At 31.6% G+C, this 20,880-nt stretch carries 21 protein-coding genes and 1 riboswitch; of the genes, 6 read left to right on the forward strand and 15 right to left on the reverse strand.

Annotated features, from left to right (window positions below):
* Window positions 1-55 precede the first annotated feature (55 nt).
* From KM029_RS22485 to KM029_RS22535, 11 genes are all read right to left on the reverse strand, one after another.
* Window positions 56-574, reverse strand: coding sequence for a DinB family protein (locus KM029_RS22485; protein WP_144076052.1), 519 nt, complete (start codon window positions 572-574; stop codon window positions 56-58).
* A 246-nt stretch (window positions 575-820) separates the two neighbouring features.
* A complete protein-coding gene (locus tag KM029_RS22490) occupies window positions 821-2,215 on the reverse strand; it encodes an MATE family efflux transporter (protein WP_144076053.1) in 1,395 nt (464 codons plus the stop codon).
* A gap of 7 nt (window positions 2,216-2,222) precedes the next feature.
* Window positions 2,223-2,948, reverse strand: coding sequence for a DUF481 domain-containing protein (locus KM029_RS22495; protein ID WP_144076054.1), 726 nt, complete (start codon window positions 2,946-2,948; stop codon window positions 2,223-2,225).
* Between the two features lie 9 nt (window positions 2,949-2,957).
* Window positions 2,958-3,365 (reverse strand): hypothetical protein, encoded by a 408-nt coding sequence (locus KM029_RS22500; RefSeq protein WP_144076055.1) that lies wholly within the window; start codon window positions 3,363-3,365, stop codon window positions 2,958-2,960.
* Between the two features lie 81 nt (window positions 3,366-3,446).
* Window positions 3,447-4,004 carry an NADPH-dependent FMN reductase gene (locus KM029_RS22505; protein WP_144076056.1) on the reverse strand — a complete coding sequence of 186 codons (558 nt, stop codon included), beginning with the start codon at window positions 4,002-4,004 and terminating at the stop codon, window positions 3,447-3,449.
* Between the two features lie 117 nt (window positions 4,005-4,121).
* Window positions 4,122-5,000, reverse strand: a complete 879-nt coding sequence (locus tag KM029_RS22510) for an AraC family transcriptional regulator (protein WP_144076057.1) — start codon at window positions 4,998-5,000, stop codon at window positions 4,122-4,124.
* A 53-nt stretch (window positions 5,001-5,053) separates the two neighbouring features.
* Window positions 5,054-5,602, reverse strand: a complete 549-nt coding sequence (locus tag KM029_RS22515; protein WP_144076058.1) for an RNA 2'-phosphotransferase — start codon at window positions 5,600-5,602, stop codon at window positions 5,054-5,056.
* A 201-nt stretch (window positions 5,603-5,803) separates the two neighbouring features.
* A complete protein-coding gene (locus tag KM029_RS22520) occupies window positions 5,804-7,138 on the reverse strand; it encodes a PCMD domain-containing protein (protein ID WP_144076059.1) in 1,335 nt (444 codons plus the stop codon).
* A gap of 18 nt (window positions 7,139-7,156) precedes the next feature.
* Window positions 7,157-7,918 carry a hypothetical protein gene (locus KM029_RS22525; protein WP_144076060.1) on the reverse strand — a complete coding sequence of 254 codons (762 nt, stop codon included), beginning with the start codon at window positions 7,916-7,918 and terminating at the stop codon, window positions 7,157-7,159.
* A 140-nt stretch (window positions 7,919-8,058) separates the two neighbouring features.
* Entirely contained in the window at window positions 8,059-8,307 is a 249-nt protein-coding gene (locus tag KM029_RS22530; RefSeq protein ID WP_144076061.1) for a hypothetical protein, read from the reverse strand.
* A gap of 169 nt (window positions 8,308-8,476) precedes the next feature.
* Entirely contained in the window at window positions 8,477-8,923 is a 447-nt protein-coding gene (locus KM029_RS22535; RefSeq protein ID WP_144076062.1) for a hypothetical protein, read from the reverse strand.
* A 289-nt stretch (window positions 8,924-9,212) separates the two neighbouring features.
* A riboswitch (cobalamin riboswitch) is annotated at window positions 9,213-9,387 on the forward strand.
* Between the two features lie 169 nt (window positions 9,388-9,556).
* On the opposite strand from KM029_RS22535, the gene KM029_RS22540 reads away from it, so the two are divergent.
* From KM029_RS22540 to KM029_RS22555, 4 genes are all read left to right on the forward strand, one after another.
* Entirely contained in the window at window positions 9,557-11,104 is a 1,548-nt protein-coding gene (locus KM029_RS22540) for an InlB B-repeat-containing protein (protein WP_144076063.1), read from the forward strand.
* 79 nt (window positions 11,105-11,183) lie between these two features.
* Window positions 11,184-12,110: a hypothetical protein gene (locus KM029_RS22545; RefSeq protein WP_144076064.1), complete on the forward strand. Its 927-nt coding sequence runs from the start codon at window positions 11,184-11,186 to the stop codon at window positions 12,108-12,110.
* Window positions 12,100-14,061, forward strand: a complete 1,962-nt coding sequence (locus tag KM029_RS22550; protein ID WP_144076065.1) for a TonB-dependent receptor — start codon at window positions 12,100-12,102, stop codon at window positions 14,059-14,061. Before KM029_RS22545 ends, KM029_RS22550 begins: the two co-directional genes overlap by 11 nt.
* Window positions 14,062-14,137: 76 nt before the next feature.
* A complete protein-coding gene (locus KM029_RS22555; RefSeq protein WP_144076066.1) occupies window positions 14,138-15,160 on the forward strand; it encodes a YncE family protein in 1,023 nt (340 codons plus the stop codon).
* 14 nt (window positions 15,161-15,174) lie between these two features.
* Here the strand turns inward: KM029_RS22555 and KM029_RS22560 are convergent, their stop codons facing one another.
* A complete protein-coding gene (locus tag KM029_RS22560) occupies window positions 15,175-16,131 on the reverse strand; it encodes a transglutaminase domain-containing protein (protein ID WP_144076067.1) in 957 nt (318 codons plus the stop codon).
* 180 nt (window positions 16,132-16,311) lie between these two features.
* Between KM029_RS22560 and KM029_RS22565 the strand changes: the two genes are divergently transcribed.
* On the forward strand, window positions 16,312-17,742 hold the full coding sequence (locus KM029_RS22565; RefSeq protein ID WP_144076068.1) for a hypothetical protein: 1,431 nt from the start codon (window positions 16,312-16,314) through the stop codon (window positions 17,740-17,742).
* Window positions 17,743-17,811: 69 nt separating this feature from the next.
* On the opposite strand, the gene KM029_RS22570 is transcribed toward KM029_RS22565, so the two are convergent.
* Both KM029_RS22570 and KM029_RS22575 read right to left on the reverse strand, forming a co-directional pair.
* Complete coding sequence (locus KM029_RS22570) at window positions 17,812-18,273, reverse strand: hypothetical protein (protein ID WP_144076069.1); 462 nt, start codon at window positions 18,271-18,273, stop codon at window positions 17,812-17,814.
* 131 nt (window positions 18,274-18,404) lie between these two features.
* Window positions 18,405-19,016, reverse strand: a complete 612-nt coding sequence (locus tag KM029_RS22575; RefSeq protein WP_144076070.1) for an alpha-ketoglutarate-dependent dioxygenase AlkB family protein — start codon at window positions 19,014-19,016, stop codon at window positions 18,405-18,407.
* A gap of 229 nt (window positions 19,017-19,245) precedes the next feature.
* Here KM029_RS22575 and KM029_RS22580 point away from each other — a divergent pair, with 229 nt between their 5' ends.
* Window positions 19,246-20,439: a hypothetical protein gene (locus KM029_RS22580; protein ID WP_144076071.1), complete on the forward strand. Its 1,194-nt coding sequence runs from the start codon at window positions 19,246-19,248 to the stop codon at window positions 20,437-20,439.
* On the opposite strand, the gene KM029_RS22585 is transcribed toward KM029_RS22580, so the two are convergent.
* Complete coding sequence (locus tag KM029_RS22585) at window positions 20,436-20,879, reverse strand: DUF523 domain-containing protein (RefSeq protein ID WP_144076072.1); 444 nt, start codon at window positions 20,877-20,879, stop codon at window positions 20,436-20,438. The genes KM029_RS22580 and KM029_RS22585 overlap by 4 nt on opposite strands.
* Window position 20,880: the final 1 nt, after the last annotated feature.

Below are 20,880 nucleotides of genomic sequence, written 5' to 3' on the forward strand. Positions count from 1 at the left end.
TTTAGTGTGTATTCTTAGTAAGCAAAATATACTATTATAAATTGCTATAAATAATCTAAAATTTTAGGCCAAAATCATAACGTTGATCTACAATTCTTTTTAAGATACCTAGTTGTCCACAATGCCACATTGTATGTTTATTATTCCAATCTAATGCTTCAAATTTATTATTTGCAACAGGGTGTGGTACTTTAGTTGGCTCTAGTTTGTGTTCTAATTCCTCTTCCAAGAGTTGAGATATTATTGAGATAGAAGACTTTTGTACCATTTTAAAGTGTTCAAGTAATTCCTCTGCATCTGTTAAACCAATACATTCTGCAGGATCGGCCTTTATAAACAACCTTGCATATTCTTGAATAGGAAATTTCTGATATAACTCTGGCTCAGGTCCTTTAATAGCCATAATAGAATGGTAATTAACACTTAGTATTAAATGCCCAACTTGCCAAGTTACATTAGTGGCCAAATTATCTGGAATTGTATCCCATTCTTTAAAAGGAATACTTTCTAATAAAGTATTTACCCATTTATAGGTACTTTCTGTTTGTACCTTAAGCATTTCAATAGTATTCATCTAGTTTTTATTAAAAGAACAGGTTTATTTCTTCTTCAAAACTTTAGCCAACCATAAATTATTCCAAATAAAAGTGGCCAAATTCTCATTAGAGATAGAACGGTATATAAATTAAGTAATGATATCGATATTATAGTAAGTTAATAACATTCAACAAGCTTGTTTCAAATCATAAAATAAAAGTAGAAAACCGAAGTATGATTAAAACACACCTCGGTTTTATTGTATAGATTTCTACTATTTTAATCACTTTCTAAAAACGCCTACTAAATCATTTTTATATTCTTGAAAAGCACTAGTTTCAGTTAAGACTGATTTTGCTTTTTCTAAATCTTTTTTCATTACAATAGAAGCATAAATTCCACCCAAAACATTACTAAGAGATACACCTATAAATATGCCTTCAACTCCCCATGTACTACCTACTATTGCTAAAGGTACAGTAAATAAAAGGGTCTTGATAAGCATAATACGAAGTGATTTTTTTGATTGTTGTAAACCATTTAAAATAGATGAGGTAACCAAGAATAATCCATAAAAAATAAATGATGGAGCTACCCAATAAAAGTAAGTTACAATATCACCTACAATAATTGGATCGTTTGTAAAAATGCCTGCTATTGGCTTTGCAAAAGTCATTAGAACTATACAAATTAATAAGCCAATATACACGGATGACTTTCCTCCAAAAACAATTGCTTCATCTATTCTTTCTTTATTTCTTGCGCCAAAATTCTGGGCAATAAATGGTGTTATTGCCATACTTACTCCAGATATTCCAATCATTAATAACATTTCTATTCTTCCTGCTACACCATAGGCTGCTACTGCAAACTCCGATTGACTAGCCAATAGATAAGTAATAAACATGAGTGTAAATGGTTGAATAACCTGAGTAACTATAACTGGTGCTCCTAAAGAAAATATTTGCTTTGTATACTGTATAAATTTCTGAATAGCCTTAAAACTATCTTTCTTAATAATGCCATCTTTCACAAGAAAATAGAACATGGCAATAGCAACAAATACCCACGATCCTGCGGTTGCCAAACCTGCTCCTTTTATACCGTAGGCATCGAATCCCAAGTGCCCAAAAATTAAAGCATAATCCAATAATAAATTAATTACGCCGGCAATACCCATAATTACATCTGGCATTACAATATTCCCTTTTGCACGCAAATTTGCCCCTGCCATCATTCCAAAAGTTAACAACGGCATACCAATAAGAATTACCACCATATACTCTTTTATATATGGAAGGAGATTTGCTGATGCACCCAAGAAGAGAAAAATTGTATCGTGTCCTTTTATCAATATTCCTGATAAGATAATTGCCAATACAATAGACAAAATTGCTCCGATAAAAAACACTTCACGCAATTGAAAATCTTGATTTGATCCTGCGTATTTTCCAACTAAAATAGATACACCAACAGCCAAGCCTAAAAAAGCACCTACTACCATAAAATATACTGTTGATGCAAAACTAAGAGCGGCAAGTTCGTTCGCACCCAATTGTCCTACAAAATAAGTATCTATTACTTGAAATAGAAACGTTGATAACATCCCTAAACTAATGGGTATACTCATAGAAATAAGTACCTTACCACTTTCGTGTTCTAATATTTTATTACTCATCTTTCCGTTAATTTTTAAAGTTATATTGTACGCCTACAAGTAGTAAAGTATTTACTTTTTTTACCATAGGGACTGTTTTATCGTTATAAAGCCAATTATGACTTACTCTTAAATTGAGTTCTTTTACCAAGTTTACAACCAACGAAATATTGTTATTTGCCCCCCAATATTCGCTATCTGTAAAGGAGTGATATGTTTTTAAATTCCACTCAAAATACACTGCTTCGTTGATAGGAGTTTTAAAAGTAGCAATAGTTCCTAAAGCACTACTTTTATGTGCTTGTTCAGTTTGAAATTCAAAATTCATATATCCTACAAAAGCAGAAAGCTCCAATAATTTTTTATCCGATTTTTTTACGGGAGTCCATCCCGCTCCTGCACCTGTAACCAACGCATGATTAATTCTGTATGAGTGTGCAAAACCATAAAACATGGCAACTAGTGGATAAACTTTATGTTCTTGATGAAAACGGAAATCTGCATTCGACCAAAAGTCATTCAAAACAGTAATATCTTCCACATTAAGATAACTGTAAGTAACATTCATGGTAGTACTCGTTTTTACACTAGATAAATGCATTCCAAACTCAGAAGTAAGTCCTACCTGATTAAGGTTACCTGTTTGTTTACTTCCCATAAGAGCCACATTAGCAGCTAATTTAAGCGTGTCAGAAATAGCATAGCTTTCTGCGGCTCCTAAAAAGAATATCAATACGATATAAAAAAATTTCATTGCTACAGACTATTTAATTTCTCTTGCATTCTCCAATGCTTTATTAAGTGCCTGTATACTTTCACTTTCAAAAGGTGATTCGGCTATTTCGATTTCTTCTCCTTGGTACTCTTTGACCAATGCTTTGTATTGCTCTAAAGTCCATCCTCTAGTATCTATATTTCCACCAGGAATTGGCTTTTTTACAGCACTAAATCTACATGCTCCGGGAGCAAAATAAACGACTGACCATTTTTGACTTTTCAGTTTTTCAATAAATTCAACATCATTCGTTGTCGGTACATAAATAGCGTTTCCAATAAGTGGAGGTACTATTTTAGAGAATTCTAACGACACAACAGGATCACAACCACGTGCTAATACTGTTTTTCTTGAGTTATCTTTTTGTTGTTGAGGCACTTGTGCTATAGTATTCATAAGGCTTATAGTGTAAAGTAGTGAGTAGATAAGAACTTTCATTCTTGTAGTTTAAGTGGATGTTTTTGTATTGGCAATAGTTTAAATTATTACCTCTTTTTCTGTTTTAAGTGCTTGTGTAAAAAGTGTAAGCTGTTGCTGAAATTGTGTACTAAGACTGTCGTCCTTTATTCCCTTATTCACATCAAAATTTTCGTAGAATGAGGGTAAAGAAAAACTAATAACAGTGTTTGTATTGGCGTACTTATACATAGTAGATGCAAAGTTTAAAACAGAACTTCCACCTCTCTGTCCAGGAGATGTTGCTAACAAAAACATTGGTTTATTATCCCAAACATTTTGATCAATACGAGAGACCCAATCATAAATATTCTTATAAGCCGATGAGAAAATACCATTGTGTTCTGCAAAGGAAATCACAATCCCATCTGCTTCTTTTATTTTCTCTTTAAAGACAGTTGCCAACGTAGGAATACCAGAAGATTTTTCACGATCAATGCTATAGATAGGCATTTCAAAATCGTTTAAATCCAAGACTTCATACTTGATGTCTTCTATTTGTCTTGCGACAAAAGTGGCTAGTGTTGAGTTGATGGACTCTTTACTATTACTTGCTCCAAATGTGATTATTTTCTTCATTCTTGTATTTTTTAGTACAGAACAAAGTACCCTATAATTAAAGGGAGGAAAAAGGTAAAAAAAGGATGAAGAAGGGTAAAAAAAGGATTTTAATCAAAAATATGCTTGATCAACTACTTACTTCGATTGCTCTCGAAACGCATTAGGTGATTGTCCTACATGCTTTCTAAAAAACTTAAACATATTGGTAGGTTCGCCAAAATTTAAATCGTAAGCAATAGATTTTGCAGATTTACTTGTTCCACGTAACTGTCTTTTAATTTCTAATAAACGGCGTTCATTAATAAGTGCTTTTGGGGTCATTTTATAAAGACTCTGGCTTACCTTGGATAATGCTTTCAATGGAATATTAAGTTGTTCTGTATAAAATTCTACCTTAAACTCCGTTTTATAATGCTTTTCTATCAGTTGTTTAAAAGTGATGGCATTTTTCTGATGTTCGTCTACAATAGGTTGTTCTTCTGATTGTCCTTTTTGCATCATTTCTACTTGTATTAGTAAAAGACACAACCAATGGTAAAATGCTTTTGATTGATACGCAACACTCCACTCAGAATACACCGTTTGTAACTCCCTAAAGATATTTTCTATCTGAGTTTGTGCAAATGATGGAATTGATAAAACCTGTGTACCAAGTTCATGAGAGGACGAAATAAATTGAAAAAGATGTTGTAAATCCGTCTCATTCCTATATATAAACTCAGGGTTAAAGGTTACCGAAGCCAATTCTACTTCTTGGTCAGTAAAGTAATTAAAATGATGCAACTGATCTTTAGATAACAAAATAAGTGTATTCGGTTGGAAAGAATACTCTTTAAAATCGACAAGATAAGTTCCTCTGCCTTTCTTTATGAAAAATACCACATGAAAATCGCGCAATGATGGAACGAAGATATCATTTGTTGTGGTAAGATTAGCAAAAGAGGTAATAGCATAAGGCAAGCCTTTACCTAGCTTATTAGACTCAAAATATTTTATCTCATCATTTTCCATCATCAATAAAAATCAAAAGGTAAGTTTATACCTGTAAATATATTCTTTTTCAATCATTATTCAGTTCTTAAGTACTTTGATGGAACATTATCCGTTAACCATACTCCGTTTTCAGAAATAAAAAACGCAAAGTTATCATTATACATTTCTAATGCAGCTACCTTAAATATAAATGGTTTACCATGCCTCTGCCCTACCATTTTTGCTGTAGTAATATCACTACTTAAATGAACATGCTGTCGAGCTTTTCTTATCAAACCTTTCTTTAAAATCGATTGTTTTGACTGTTCACCTGTCCCGTGAAATAGTATTTCTGGTGGCTTTTGATTTTTATAACCTAATTCAACCTGTAACGAATGTCCTTGACTTGCTCTAATTTTATCTAGAGAGTCGTTAAAAGCAAACCTCTTTTTTACATTGGTTTCAACAACATGATGTAAAGTTGCTCTATTAAATTGAACTCCTTTCCTATTCGATTTTTCAATTAGTTCATCTACCTCTGCCCATCCATTTTCGTCTAACTGAATATTTATTGTTTCTGGTTTGTGTCTTAATACTAAGCTTAAAAATTTACTTATGTGTTTTAGTTGTTTATCGTTTTCCATGTTTATTTATTATTGTACATTAAATAAATATATTGATTTTTCAGAAACTTTTATCCAAAAACCATCAGTGAAAAATTAAGCCGGAAGTCAACCTATTTTTCACTAATTGTAAGTTGTTAATTATCAATATAAAATACAAACATCTATCTTTTCTCATCAACGGATCAATAAATAGACTATAAAACATTGTATATCTAATGATTAATAGTTCAATTCAAATTCTTTAACTCTTAATTCACTTCCAATTCCCCCATTAAAATTTGCACCATCGTAACTTGATGAATATACCACTATAATATGTGTAGGAGTAGACGAAATATCAGCAAAACCATGTTCTGGCATTTCATTATTGTTAGTAGATGGCATCATATAAGGCTTTAAGTCATTATGATTTCCATACAATAAAGGAATTTCAATTTCTTCAAAATCATTCATTATAGTTGCACTTCTAAACCATCCTGTTGCCAAACGATAGTGTTTTGTATTTTCGCCTTCACCCTCTCTCACTTGTAATAAAACATATATATCACAATTGTCTAAACCATTTCCATATTCTTTAGGAAGGTACTGTATTGATGTTTTAAAGCTCTTTGGACGGTCGGTAAAAGGGATTCCAAAATCTGTTGTAACCGTAGCTATCCCACTTCCTTTAATTTTTCCTGTATACAAAGATCCGGCAGCAATAACTCCCAACATAGAGGTTGTTTTTAAAACTGTATATTCATAGTTTTCTGCAGAAGGATACGGGTAAACTGTTCTTACTCCTGTTGAAATAATTAAGTCGGCAGCACCAACATCGCCCGTTCTCCAAGGTGTTGACGAAAAAGATGTTCCGGGTATAAAAAACTTTCTATTTTCGTCTGATTCTTCAGGGTCTCTTCCTCCATAATACCATGTGTTAAAATCAGAATAGAGTACCTGATCTCCAATTTTCTCAATCCCTTCGTTCACATAATTCACATTAATTGACCATTCAATCCCTTCAAAATTTAGTGTAACTACTTCAGAAAAATCAGTTAACTCATTTATTGCAGGATACACCATTACTTCATCAGGTATGTATGTTAATGTGTCAACTACCAAATTAGATTTATCCATATAAGAAGGAATTTCTACGTTAACTACTTTTGCAATAATATCAATTTCTGACGATACCTGTCCTTCAATTACAAAAGAAGAAATTATTGCATCAAAATCTGATTCTATTACATTCACTTTCCAAATAAAGTCTTCATAAATAGCTACATTAAAAAATACATCATCAGTAAAGTCACTCACTTGATTTATAGGTGGAGTTAATACTGCTCCTTCGGTCACCTCAATGTCTAAAATTGAAAGGTGAGATTTATCTGTACCATACGGAACACGTACTTCTATAGTTTGTTCATCTACAGAAATAATTGCAGCCCCCTCTTGTTCTTCTAACTGAAAAGATAAAATTTCACCAAAAGTATAAGGATACGGAACATCATTATTAATACAAGAGGTTAAAAGGAGGAAGAACAGAATCGAAGTTGATATTTGTTTCTTTATCATGATTAAATTTTTTATGCGTTAGATATAAAGTGAAACCCCAATATTTAATGTGAAAACATCTAGATTAAAGTTGGCGTTACCACTTCTTCTAGTTCCTTGATCTACTTGATTCTCTTTCTGATTAATCCATTTATAGTTTAAACCAATAATATCTAAAGAGGCTTCAATGGCGATATTGTTATTAATAAAAGCTACCATACCAGGCGATATTCCTAAGCTAATCTCTTTAGTTGTGGTATAAATACCTCTAATATCTAACGGGTGTTCCCCTACGCTCAACTCTTTAGATTCTCCATAACCGTAAGAAAGTCGTACCTCATTAAAGATGCCAAATCGATTACTTCTGCCAAGACTAATGTAGTTTCTTATAAAAAACGAAGCCTTAAAGTCGTGTCCTACCTGAGAGGCTCCATCTAGATTAAAAGATAAATCATCTCCTAAATCAATAATTAAATTATCAATATTTAATTCACTTCTTGAATAGGAAAAGCGCCCCCCTATGGCAAAGTTATCTTTTATAAAATAGGCTACATAAGGACTAACTTTCAAGTTATAACCATCTCCATCCCAATTATCTAATAGTAAAAATTGATACTGGTTATTACTATGTTCTGAATACTGAAAAGTTGATCCAGCTAACCATTGTCCTTTCGGAATAAACACTTTTTTCTTTATATCCCTATCAAAATTTCTAATGTTTTCTATTTTTTGACTAAACCCATCATTTGATAAAAATGATAATAATAGCAACAAGTAAACAGCGGGTAATACTACTTTCATAACTTATTTAATTTTAATTACGCTTTGACTTTTCTTAGTGATTTAATTTTTTCTTATTCTCCTTTTCCAAGGTGATTCCATGCTTAGTTGTTTAAGCAATAGATAATTACTGGTGAATTGTTCTGCTCTTGAAAATAATTTTAAATTGATTTGTAGTTAGGTAACTTAAGATCGTTTATGTACTCTATAAATTCAGTTAAATGAGAAGCAAGAGGTAAAGAATTTGATAAATAATCGTCAGCTATTATTCTAATTTTCTTTATTGGAAATAACGTATCTGACGCTATTGATTTTGTTTCGGACATTACGCCTATGATTACTTTATTTTGAGCAAATAAAGAGCAACTAATAATAAATAGATAACAGAATAGAAATGTATATTTTTTCATAAAAATGAGTTTTTAGTTTCCTTTTTTGAAAACCAAATTGAAATAGATAATACTATAGATGTAAAGCAGATAAAACCTTACTTTAATATATGAATATTAATATGTTTCCTTTTTTGGAAACCAAATTAAGACAGGAGGATTATTTTGAACAGTAGAATTTTAAATGGATTTATTTTTTAAAATACCTTTCAGAATTTTTTAATAGAAAAGCGATAGCTTCACCATTAAAGGCGATAGTTCTCTCAATAAAATCGCTCATTTCATTGTTTCCATTTGTTCTAAACTGATTTAACTCTTTTATAAGCTCATTTTGAGTAGAAAGCCCTTCTGCGACAATTTTTATGTACTTTTCAGCTCCATCAGGGTCTAAATAAAAAAGACGCTTTCTAGAAGTTGTTGGATCCTGAATATGGTTTATTCTATAAATACTCATTAGTAATTTTAGTGCTTTACTCACCGCACCTTTAGAAGCATCTACAAGGTCTACGATATCGTCAAAGCCTAAATATTTTTCGTTAGATAGGTAGAATACTCCCACTATTTTATTGGCTAAAGGAGGTAAACCATCGTGCTTATGTGCATCTGCAAACTTATTTAATAATTCTTTTCTTTCCATAAATTTCAGATTTTATGTTTCCAAATTAGAAAACCAACATTACAAATATGTACTTTTGTTTCCTAAACAAGAAACTTAATTTAAAGTATTAACAAATTAATTAAAATAAGTTTCTTTTTGTTTGTTTCTTGTTTTGGAAACTTATAATACAAACATAATAGTTAGTTTCTTAAATTGGAAACTTCATTCAATAGCATTAACATTAAATTTTTTAAATTCCATTTTTCCGTTAATATATAACACCTGTTAAGCATGACTTGAATCATATTAATACATTTTAAGAACTTCAATCTTTGCTTATGCTTTGGTTCCTACAAGGAATAACAGGGAAATTAGTGAAATTCTAATACTGTACCCGCAGCTGTAAATCTTTAAAAGGTTATATCAAATACCATTGTTTAAAAGCGAGAAGGTGATATAACTTGAAGATGAGTCAGAAGACCTACCAAGCAAATAAGTTGTTTATAAACTTCGGGAAGAAAGTTTACAATTTGCGGTATCATCTGACAAATAGAAAGTAGCACTACTATTTTCTATTCATTGATCTTCAAATCATTTCCCTCCCCTAGTTTATATTTTACTTGTTAAAAATCGATCGGAATTAATTGAGTTTTAACTATATATACTAGAGAAATGAACAAACGCTTCGCTAACCTAATTTTTTTATTTTTAATTGTTCTTAGTACTGCCTGTAATCAAAAAGAAACTGATGAGTTACTTAATACTTACACAGTTACTTTTAATACAAATGGTGGACCTGAAATAGAAGATCAAGACATTATTGGGGGCAATAAACTAGAAGAACCTACATCACCAGAAAAAACTGGACACGAGTTTATCAATTGGCTAAAGGGAGATGAGATCTATAATTTTGAGACGCCCGTTACAGAAGATTTTGAACTCCAAGCAACTTGGGAGAAAGTTGAAATAACTTATACCGCTACATTTTCTTTTAACAATGGAAAAGAAGATTCTACAGCATTAGTTATTGAAGATTCTCTTTTAATACTCCCTCCTACTCCTCTAAAAGATGGTTACGTTTTTAAAGAATGGCAATTAGAGGGAGACACTTATGATTTTAAAACACCTGTAAAAAAAGATGTTACATTAACTGTACTTTGGGAAAAGCTACATACAATAACCTTCAATTTTGATAATGGATTAAAGGATAGTGTTATCACTATAGAAAATAATAGCCTTGTAGTGTTGCCTCAAGTTCCTTTAAAAGATGGATACCTATTTAAAGAGTGGCAATACAATGGTACTGCATATGATTTTAGTACAAAAATAACCGCTGATAAAACGCTTAAGGCTATCTATGATGAAGTTATTGATCAGTTTGTAGTTACTTTTGATAAACAAAATGGCGAGCAAAATGTAGCTTTAGTAGTTGATGAAAATACTCCTGTTACAGAACCAACTCCTCCTACTTATGATGGACACCAATTCTTAGGGTGGACAGAAAATGGAATAGATCTTTTCGATTTCAATACACCAATTGTAAAAGCAACTACCTTAACTGCCACTTGGAAAGTTGTTATTGAAGCTGGAGAAACTACTGTTAACTATGCTTCAATCTCAAGAACAGATTTTGAAAATTGGACAGAAGGAGAACATAAATTAGTAAAAGCAACTGTAAATTATCTTGGCCGCGGATGGGCATGGGGAACAGAAGTTTATATTGTAGATCCAGACAATAATAGCTCTAAAGATTTCTATAGCCATAGTAATTATGGAATGTTTACTTTCCCTAATAAATTCAATAAAGGTGACGCTACAGATGGTTCTTCTTTCATCTTTAACCTGGTTAAAGGAGTTTACATGTCATCTCCTCAAGTAGGTTTTGCATATTTATCTGATGATACAACACCTAACGGAGATAAAGCTTATGATGGATCAAAATGGAATGCTCCAATGGTTTATGGTATCGAATATTTTGATGAAGTTGTAAGAGGAAATATCAAAGAAGTTACTTATTCTGATGTAGATGGATTCCAATTATTGGTGGGTAACGATGTTCGCATCACTTTCCCAAATTTAACAGCAAATGATGTAGCCACTTATGAAGCAATGATTGGCGAAAATAAATTTATCTACACAACTATTGAAAATGGTATCCATAAATCTATCAATGATCATAATGGAGATGCTCAAATTTTTAATCAGTTGATTATTCAATAAACCTATAATACCATAATATATATGTGTTATCGCCTTCTAAACTATTTTAGTTTAGAAGGCATTGTTTCTACAAATCCTCATGAAAAAAATAAAAACAATTGTACTGTCTACTTTAGCAATTTTAAGCTTTAGTTGTCAGAATTCTGATACAGAATCTATTGAAAATCCATCCGATTATATCCCAATTGAAAATCCCAATGCTACTCCGTATATCACAGAAGTAGTAGATTTTTCTCCTGCTCCAGGTCAGTTTATAAACTACACTACCAATGCAGAAACTAAAGAGAATATTATAGGAAATTCAAATCAGTTTATGTCTTTAGGGGCATTTGGAGGAAGTGTCACTTTTAAATTTGATCATTCTATTCTTACTACAGATGGTAATGATCTAGCCATTTATGGCAACTCATTTAATGGGAGCAGTGAACCCGGAATTGTAATGGTTTGTCAAGACCTAAATCACAATGGTAAAGTTGATAATGATGAGCCTTGGTATCAACTTAAAGGAAGCGAGTACACTAAATCAAGTACTAAACATCAATTTTCTATTACTTATTACAAACCTTCTGCAACAGAAAATCAGCATATAATAAATTACACTTCTTCTTATAATGGAACAGAAGAAAATGGAACAATGGATTTCACAGCGGTAATTCCTTATCACAATCACCCTATGTTTCCGGCAGAATATACAGAAAATGAAATAACTTTTACGGGTACATTACTAGCCTCTAACACTACAAAAGATGGGGATGTTTATTATAATAATAAGTACGACTGGGGCTACGCCGATAACGCAGGTTATGAAAATGAAGGAGAGTTAAGAGGTGCTGATTTATTTGATTTTAAGAATGCAGTTGATATTAACGGACAAGCAGTTCAGCTTAATGCAGTTGATTTTATTAAAGTCTATACCTGTACCAAAGATGTTACTGGATGGTTAGGTGAACGTTCTACGGAGATAATTAAAGCCGCAGATATTTCTCTTCTTACCAATGAGAATTAGACTATTATATAAGCTAGTAAGCATAAACTTGTGGTTGATATTAATCTCACCTCAAGTTTATGCTCAAGTATTTGATACAACTACTGTTTTAAATGAAGTTGAAATAGTAGGAGCTAGAATTCCTGAAAGAATAAGTTTTAAGTCGACAACAATTCAAAAAGAACAAATTGATCAATATTTATCTGCTTCTTTAGGTGAATTACTCACTCTAAACACGCCAATTTTTATTAAAAGTTACGGAGCCGGTGGCACTGCAACTCCATCATTTAGAGGTACAGGAGCTAGCCATACTCAGGTATATTGGAATGGTATAAATCTCAACTCACCTATGTTAGGACAGGTAGATTTATCACTATTTCCAATTGCTTTTACAGACGAAGTTGTCGTTAATTATGGTGGTTCAAGTTTATTGTATGGAACAGGTGGTTTAGGTGGTGCTATTCAATTAAATAGTGCTATAAATTGGGATAATAAACGAGCTATTATGGCTTCCCAAACTGTTAATTCCCTTCAAAATAGTATCACAAATATGAGCATTTCTGTAGGGAATAAGAGCGTACAAAGTACTACAAAATTATTCTATAAAAATGCTCAGAATGTATTCGACTTTCAGAACCCAATCCAACCAGGTACTCCCACTTGGACAAACGATCATTCTGCACAACTACAATATGGTTTTCTAGAAGAAATTGCTTTTAAAATAAACGATTATAACCAATTAAAATTTAATGTTTGGTACCAAGATAGTGAAAGAGAATTGGTTCCTTCTATGGATAAAAGAGAAGGAGATTCTTGGCAAGGAGATACATCTTTAAGGCTTTTTTCTGCTTGGAATTACAATAAAAACAAGTTTAATACAGAAGTTTCTGGAGCATACATAATTGATAATATCTGGTATAAAAAAGCACTTAATAATGATGAAAATCCTAAGCTATCAACTTCAGAAAGTAAGAGTGACCAACTGCAATTACACCAAAGAAGTAGCTACCAATTAAATAGTAAAGTATTAATAAGAGGGGGTTGGGATTACTATATTGATAAAATAAATAGTAGTAATTATGAACCTACCGGAACTACAAATACAATTGCCGTTACACAACATACTATTGATATTTACGGAGGGATTGATTACCAGCCTACAAACAATTTATCTGTTAGTTTCTTGCTTAGACAAGAATGGATTGATGGTGATACAAAACCTATTTTACCCTCTTTAGGAACAGAATTTAGTATAAACCCATACAGTAAGGCTGTTTCTTCTATAAAATTGAATGTCTCTAAAAACTTTCATGCGCCTTCTTTAAATGATCGGTATTGGTACCCTGTTGGAAACCCTGATTTATTACCAGAAGAAGGATGGACCTATGAAGCAACCTATGCTTTGCATTCAAATACCAAATCTGCATGGCAATGGTCTTATGAATTGACTGCTTTTAATTCTATAATCCACAATTGGATAGTTTGGAAACCTGCAATTAGTAATTTATGGCGGCCAGAAAACTTAAAGAAAGTTCACTCTAGAGGGGTTGAACAAGTAGCCGAAATTCAGTATCAAAAAAACGATTGGAAAGTACAACTTTTTACTTCACTCTCCTTTGTGAAATCGGAAAATATGGAAGCTGCAGATGAGTTAGATAATTCTGTCGGGAAGCAACTAATTTATACTCCTGTTGGTAGTTTTCAAGGTTACCTACAAATCAATTATAAAAAATTGTATTTTATTGTGGAACAACAAGCGTATGGAAAAAGGTATACGCAAACAGATGGAAGCGAATACCTCCCTCCATATTACTTAACAAACCTTTGTTTGGGGAAACAATTTACATTTAAAAAAAATCATTTTGATGTAAAAGCTAGAGTTGAAAATATATTCAATTATCACTATCAATCAGTAGCCAGAAAACCTATGCCCGGACGTGTTTACCAACTATCATTTACCTATAAATTATAAAGCTATGCAACGTCTTTTTTTTCTTTATTTTTTCGTGTTTCTTAGTTTTTTTCAATGTAACACCCCACAAGATGCAATGCCAATTTCTGACACTGCTCCCCCTAAGAATAATCTAATTTTAGAAGATGGATTATTTGTTTTAAATGAAGGGAATTTTGATTGGGGACATGGTACTTTATCACATAAAAAATATGATAGCGATACCGTTAATAATGAAATATATAAAGCAGTAAATGATTTTGAGATTGGGAATGTAGCTCAGTCAATGACTATAATTGGAGAAAAAGGATATATCTGTGTCAACAATTCTGGCAGGATAGATATTATAGAAGCAAAAACAAGTAAATGGTTAGGTAGAATTGAAATTCCCAAAAGTAGCCCTAGGTATCTTTTACCTATCAGTAACACAAAAGCATATGTAACAGATTTGTATGCTGATTATTTTTATGTAATTGACCTTAAAGAAGATGAAGTAATAAAAAATGTGCGTACGTCAGGTTGGACAGAAAAACTAGCTCTAGTTGATAAATTTGCATATATCACACAAACTAGAACAGTTTACGATAATAGAAAAGGTGGTCAACTCCTATTAAAAATAGATATTGCTACAGATGATATTATTGATAGTCTTGCCCTACCTTACGGACCAATTGATTTAGTAGTTGATAAAAATAATATGCTCTGGGTATTATCAAATGGTGGTTTAAGTTCTACAAACAACCCTAAACCTCAACCCGCTATTTGTCAGATTGATCCAGGTTGTTTTTGTATCAAAAAGCAATTTAACTTAGACAGTGAAAACTACTTAAGCATGCCCTCTAGATTAAGAATAAATAAAGAAAAAGACAGAATATATTATCTTCAGAAAGATGTATTTTCTTTTTCTATTGACGCAACATCCTTACCTAAATCACCTATTATCTATAAAGAAAAAAGGTTGTTCTATGGCCTAGGAATATCTCCTAGAAACAATGACATTTACGTTACAGATGCTATTGATTATGTACAAAAAGGATGGGTGTTTAAATACAATGAAATGGGTGTAAAATTGGATTCGTTTAAAGTTGGTGTAATTCCTAATGAGCTCATTTTTCAATAAAAAATTATTCTGCTTTACTTTATTTTATACACCAATATTCCATTAATATCATAATAGATAATTAAGTAATTAGGGTTTCCTTTTGGGGCAGGAACAGAGAATACATAATTGCCATTATTCTCTTTTAGCTTTAATGGTTGCATATATTTCTCATTACTATAATTATAATTAATTTTTGATGGGTCTCCCTCCGCCATTTTCATTACAAACTCAATAGGACTTTTAGGTTTTTTCAAAACGCCAGAAGTAGGTTTACTCACTTCAATACCTCTTTTTAAAACATCACTATACATTAAGGGGTTATTATTAAAAGTATCAAAGTTCCCATCCATAAGCATCCACTTTTCTTCTAGAGGATAATGATTATAGAAAAATTCTTTAGGAGGAGTCATAAAATAAATATCAGAATACATTCTATGGAAACCCTCGTTGTCTACAATTCCTGCACCCCATGTAGCATCTAAAAGATGCCAAGATCCATCTATTTTAATAGCATTCCAAGAGTGGTCGGCTTGTAGTTTTAAATCACCAATTTGATTAATATATGCTTTCCCAATCCCATCTACTACAACACATTCTACCCCTACTTTATCCATTACGTATTGATATAGTTTTGCATACCCATCACAAACACCTTTGCCCTGTTTTAAAGTTTTACAAGCTGTATCGTAAATCATCTTCTGAATTAATTCTTGTTTTTCTTTTTCAGAACTATAACTAAATCTTACAGAAGAAATCTGATTTCCATTTTTCACATCATAGGCAATATGATTACCTATCCAAAAATATGCAGCATAAGCCTTATTAATAGGCGTAGAAAAATCTTTTTCAATTTTTGCAGCTAACTTATCAGGGTCCGAAAATTTTGAGGAGTATTTATTGACAACTTCTTGTACATGGTTTTTATCTTGAGCTGTACTTTGGAACGCTGTTACGAGAAAAAGAAAGCAGATAAGGAAATACTTAATCATTATTAGAATATTGGTTACTAAAATTATCTATCAAGATACTAAAATAGTATATAAAATAGAGTGCAACTAAATTATATAGAAGTCTAAAAGAAAAAATTGCACCTGTAAAAGATATTATTTGATGTCATAACCTCGTGTTGTACATTCAAAATAATCAATAACCTAATATCTTCTTACCCCATGAAATATTCTAATTTACTTTTCCTTTTACCTTTTGCTCTTCTATGGAATAGTTGTTCAGACGATTCCGATGAATTTTTGCATGATCAAGATTATGATATAGAATTTGAAATTACTGGTGCAGATAGTTTTAAACGTTCTGGTACTTTTGTAAAAACATCAAGTCAAGAGTATATAGATGCTTATTATGAATGGAATTGGGGCGATGGTTCTAATAAAGAAAAACTAGTCACAGATACCACCTCTCATACTTTTTTAGGAACTGATTCAATATTTGAAATCACTTTAGAATTACACGATCAGTATACAGGTAAACTATTAGCGTCTACTTCTGATACTTTAGACTTTAATGAGTACATAACTGCTCCCCCATTTGATGTGGAAGCATCTACATTCACGGTAGGTACTTGGGATACAAATATTAGTTGGAGTTACCTAAATAACGATCAAGATGATGTTTATGCGACTTATATGACACTTGCTTTAGATAGTAACTATACTCAGTTAATTAATGTCTTTGAAGGTACTACAAGCACAGATGCAGAAGAAGATGCGGAAGTAGCTAGAAGTGGTTTAAGTGACTATACTTTTAAAAACTTAGAAGCTGAAACAACCTATTTTTTTAAAGTAAGACTAGAAGAATTAGATGGTCCATCTAGTAACTTAGATGGCTCTTTCACTACAAATAATGTACGACCTCCTGATGTTGTTACCTCTTACGAAACAATGGGGAATGCAATTAGTGTTTATGCTAGATCTAATAATTACATTACTACTGACACTCCGATTGACCATGAATTTATTATTACCACTACCCCTGCTCTAGAAAAAACTTCTACAGAAAATGGTATTACTAAATACTTTAAACCCATTGGTACAGATGCCACTTTTAGTATTACTGAATCTACAACTGGACGACCAACAAATACGACATCTCCTGCTGGTACAGATACTTATAATAACCAAAATATAAATGTTTTTTATAAGCAATCTACCTCTTCTGGCCAAGACCTTCCTTTGCCTGGAACAGTATACGCTCAGGTTTATGATTACCAAGGCAATAAAGTTTTATATATAGGCGAAACTAAAAACAGTGCTACATTTAATGCCGAAGGTATGCACATAACATTTGGTACAAACTTACCTGCCGTAGGTAATTTTAATTTAAATTCTGGCAATACTAAAATAATTAATAATTCTATCGGATCAGGTAGTCCTATTGGGTTAATTGGAAGTGCTGGTATTAATAGTTACAAGCTAAAAATATTTAGTGTTGATGCTGATATTATTATTGCAGCAGTTAATAATGATGCTGATTTTGCTTCAGAACAACATAAATTAGTTTTTAACGATCAAAGTGTAAGTACATCTTATTTGGCTACAATAGATGAACTGTCATTTAAATCAATTAGTAGTACTGTAACTCCATAAAAAAACATCCTCACTTATCACGTTTGAATTTGATAAGTGAGGATGTATTCTACTAAAACTTAGTATCTATTAAGAGCCAAATAAAGAAGTTCCTAAATTGTAAGTCGGTAGTTCTTCATTTGTATGTGTTTCTATTGCTTCATTCAATGCCCCTTTTAATACTCTGCGATCAGTATCACTTAAGTAATCTAATCTAAAAACAATCATTTTACTGGTTTGCAGAAAAAAAGTAAGCTTTTCGTCTTTGAAATTGATTTCATCAATTGTATCAAATTTTATTCTTCTAGTTTTATTCCCTTGTATAGAAATTTTTATCCTGTTTCTATTCCAAGAAATATAATTCCTCTCAAAGATCATGATAGCTAAAATACCTAAATTACCTGTGTGGAGGATTATGTTAATTACCCGAAATTGGTAGGTATCGAGTGGTAGAACAAAGATGGCTAATAAGCCAAAGACTGGAATCAGAATGAGTGATTTTTGAGGAAGGGAGAACCTATATTTCAGGTCTCTTCTACGCGCTGTTTTCATGGTTATTTAATGGAAATCCTGTTGCATTATTTATATTTAATAGGCTGATTGTTAGTTCATTTCAATTTAATCATAATTATTAATTATCTAAAACAATACTATACATAAGCCAACTAAATACATAAAAAATACTATTCAGAATCTATTGTTCTAAAAGTGAGATTAACCCTAGGTATACCTATCTTTTTTGTAGGGGGTAAACGGTGTAACCAGAACTCTTGTGTTTCATCTTTCATTACTAATAAAGAACCATGTTCTAAAATCAAGCTTACTGTTTCTTTTGTCTCTTTATGTTTAAAAGCAAACTTACGTTCGGCACAAAAAGAAACTGATGCTATTGCCCCTTTTTCTTTTAAATCTCTTTCTCCATCACTGTGCCATGCCATACCTTCACTACCGTTATGGTAAAGGTTTAATAAACAAGAGTTATACGTTTCTCCTGTTTCTTGTTCTATCAATGATTTTAATTTTAATAATTCAGGAGTAAAAGCCAAGGCCTCTTTTGTATTTTTAGAGTAGGTATATTTAAATGGTCTATCTCCATACCATGCTACTTTTCTTTTGGTTTCAATACGTTTACCAAACATTATAGCAACATCATTTTTCCATTCTATGTGTTCCATAAATGTTGTGAAATAATAATCGGCTTCTTTCTGCGACAGTATTTTCCCATAATAGTTTACAGTTCCATTATAAGGTAAAAGGTTTTTATTTTTGTCGCTTGGTAAATCGAAAAGTTGCATAGAAATAAATTTAGGTGTTTATAATGGCAAGTAGTAATTATTTTATAATATCGTTAATGTCATACTCTTGAAATATTTCTTTTTCCCGATTTTGGCAAAATTGCTAAAACCGTATTCTATAAAGATGTATATCTTGAATTATTCTAATAACAAAACCTAAAATAAAAGCCCTATAGAATGTAATTTAGTAAATTACTAAGACTTAAGTAAACCTATATAATTGTATGAAATGGAAAAAATAGACCTCCTGCCTTTCGAAACATCATTAGCAATAATGGAAGAGCCTGGTGTTACATCAATTACTTTCTTTGAAGGAAATATAAAATTAATTGGCAAGAAAATTAAAGATCGTTTTCAAGAAATTGTTAACGCAAACCCATGGTTGAGTGGTAAGATTATAAAACAGAATAAAGAAATTAGTTTACAGTTTTCAAACTCACCAGAAATAGAACAACTTTATCATCCAGATATTGACACTGTTTCCGTTTCTGATGAAATGAGTTACGAACAAATTACTCAAGCTGTAAAAAGTTGTACAGTACAAAGAGGAAGACACCTAATAAATAAACTACATCCATTAACGCTTTTATCTATTCTTCCTGATAAAGAAAATCCATCAGAAAAATTTGCAGTAATACTGTCTATCTCACATGTAATTGCTGATGGTTTTACATACTATAGTATTCTAAATATGTTTTCAGATGATATAAAAATTGAGTCTTTAAATGTGAATAGGAAATTAGATGTTAGTAAGCAGATTCCAAACTATATTGGTAAAGATCTTTATAAATTTACAAACTCTATTTCTTTAGGAATAAACTCTTTAAAAGGGCTAGTTTTTGGTAAAAAAGTACAATGCTTTGCTTATTATGTTGATACTCAAAAAATAAATGCAATAAAAGCTGATTTACCCTCTAATATTCCCTTTGTTTCTACTAATGATATTTTACAAAGTAGTATTTCTAAAGCTGTTGATGCTCGGCTAAGTATGATGGCTATTAATTTTAGAAACAGAATTGAAGGAATTAATAATAACGATGCAGGAAATTATGAAGCAGGGTTATTTTTTGATAAAGTAAATTATTATAAACCTCAAAATATTAGATCAGCATTAAACTCTGGTGTACCTATGAAAACGACATCAAGCAGTATACCAAGTTTTTTTGAAACATTAGGTGACAAGTTTACACAAATTACAAATTGGGCTAGTTTTGCAAGTGGTATTGTTATTGACGGTACAAAGCAAAAAATTCATATCCCAATTTATGATTTAAGCTTGATTCCTTTTGATTGTGCAATAATCTTTAAACCTGTTGCAGATAAAACTGCGGTGATGTTCCTTTCTAAAACTCTATCAAAAAATCACATATTAGCACAATGTGAAGTAGAAGAACCTGTTGACAATGTGATTTTCAAAGATTAATCAGTCTCTTTACCTTCCCAATTTTGATCTGTATATATTTCAAATCCATTGTCTTCTAATAAAGACGATGTAATACCATTTCCATCAATTAAATTACCTGAAAAAGATCCATCGTATATTTTACCATAACCACAAGATGGGCTTCGTGATTGTAAAATTGCTTTTTTGATATTTGCATTTTTTGCAATTTCTAATGTTCTCTGAGCACCTTTATTAAAAGCAATAGTTTGATCTGTCCCAAATTTATCTTTTACTTCATCACCAACAATCTCTACAGGATTTCTAGGTGTAGGTAAACCTCCTAATTCTTCAGGACACACAGGAATTGCTTTCCCATCTATTACAAGTTGCTCAATCTTACTGATATGAGTACAACCGCCATTGTACCTACAATTTATGCCTACTAAACAAGCACTAACTATATATTCAGGCTTTGTCATA

The sequence above is a fragment of the Flammeovirga kamogawensis genome (assembly GCF_018736065.1).
Lineage (GTDB): Bacteria > Bacteroidota > Bacteroidia > Cytophagales > Flammeovirgaceae > Flammeovirga > Flammeovirga kamogawensis.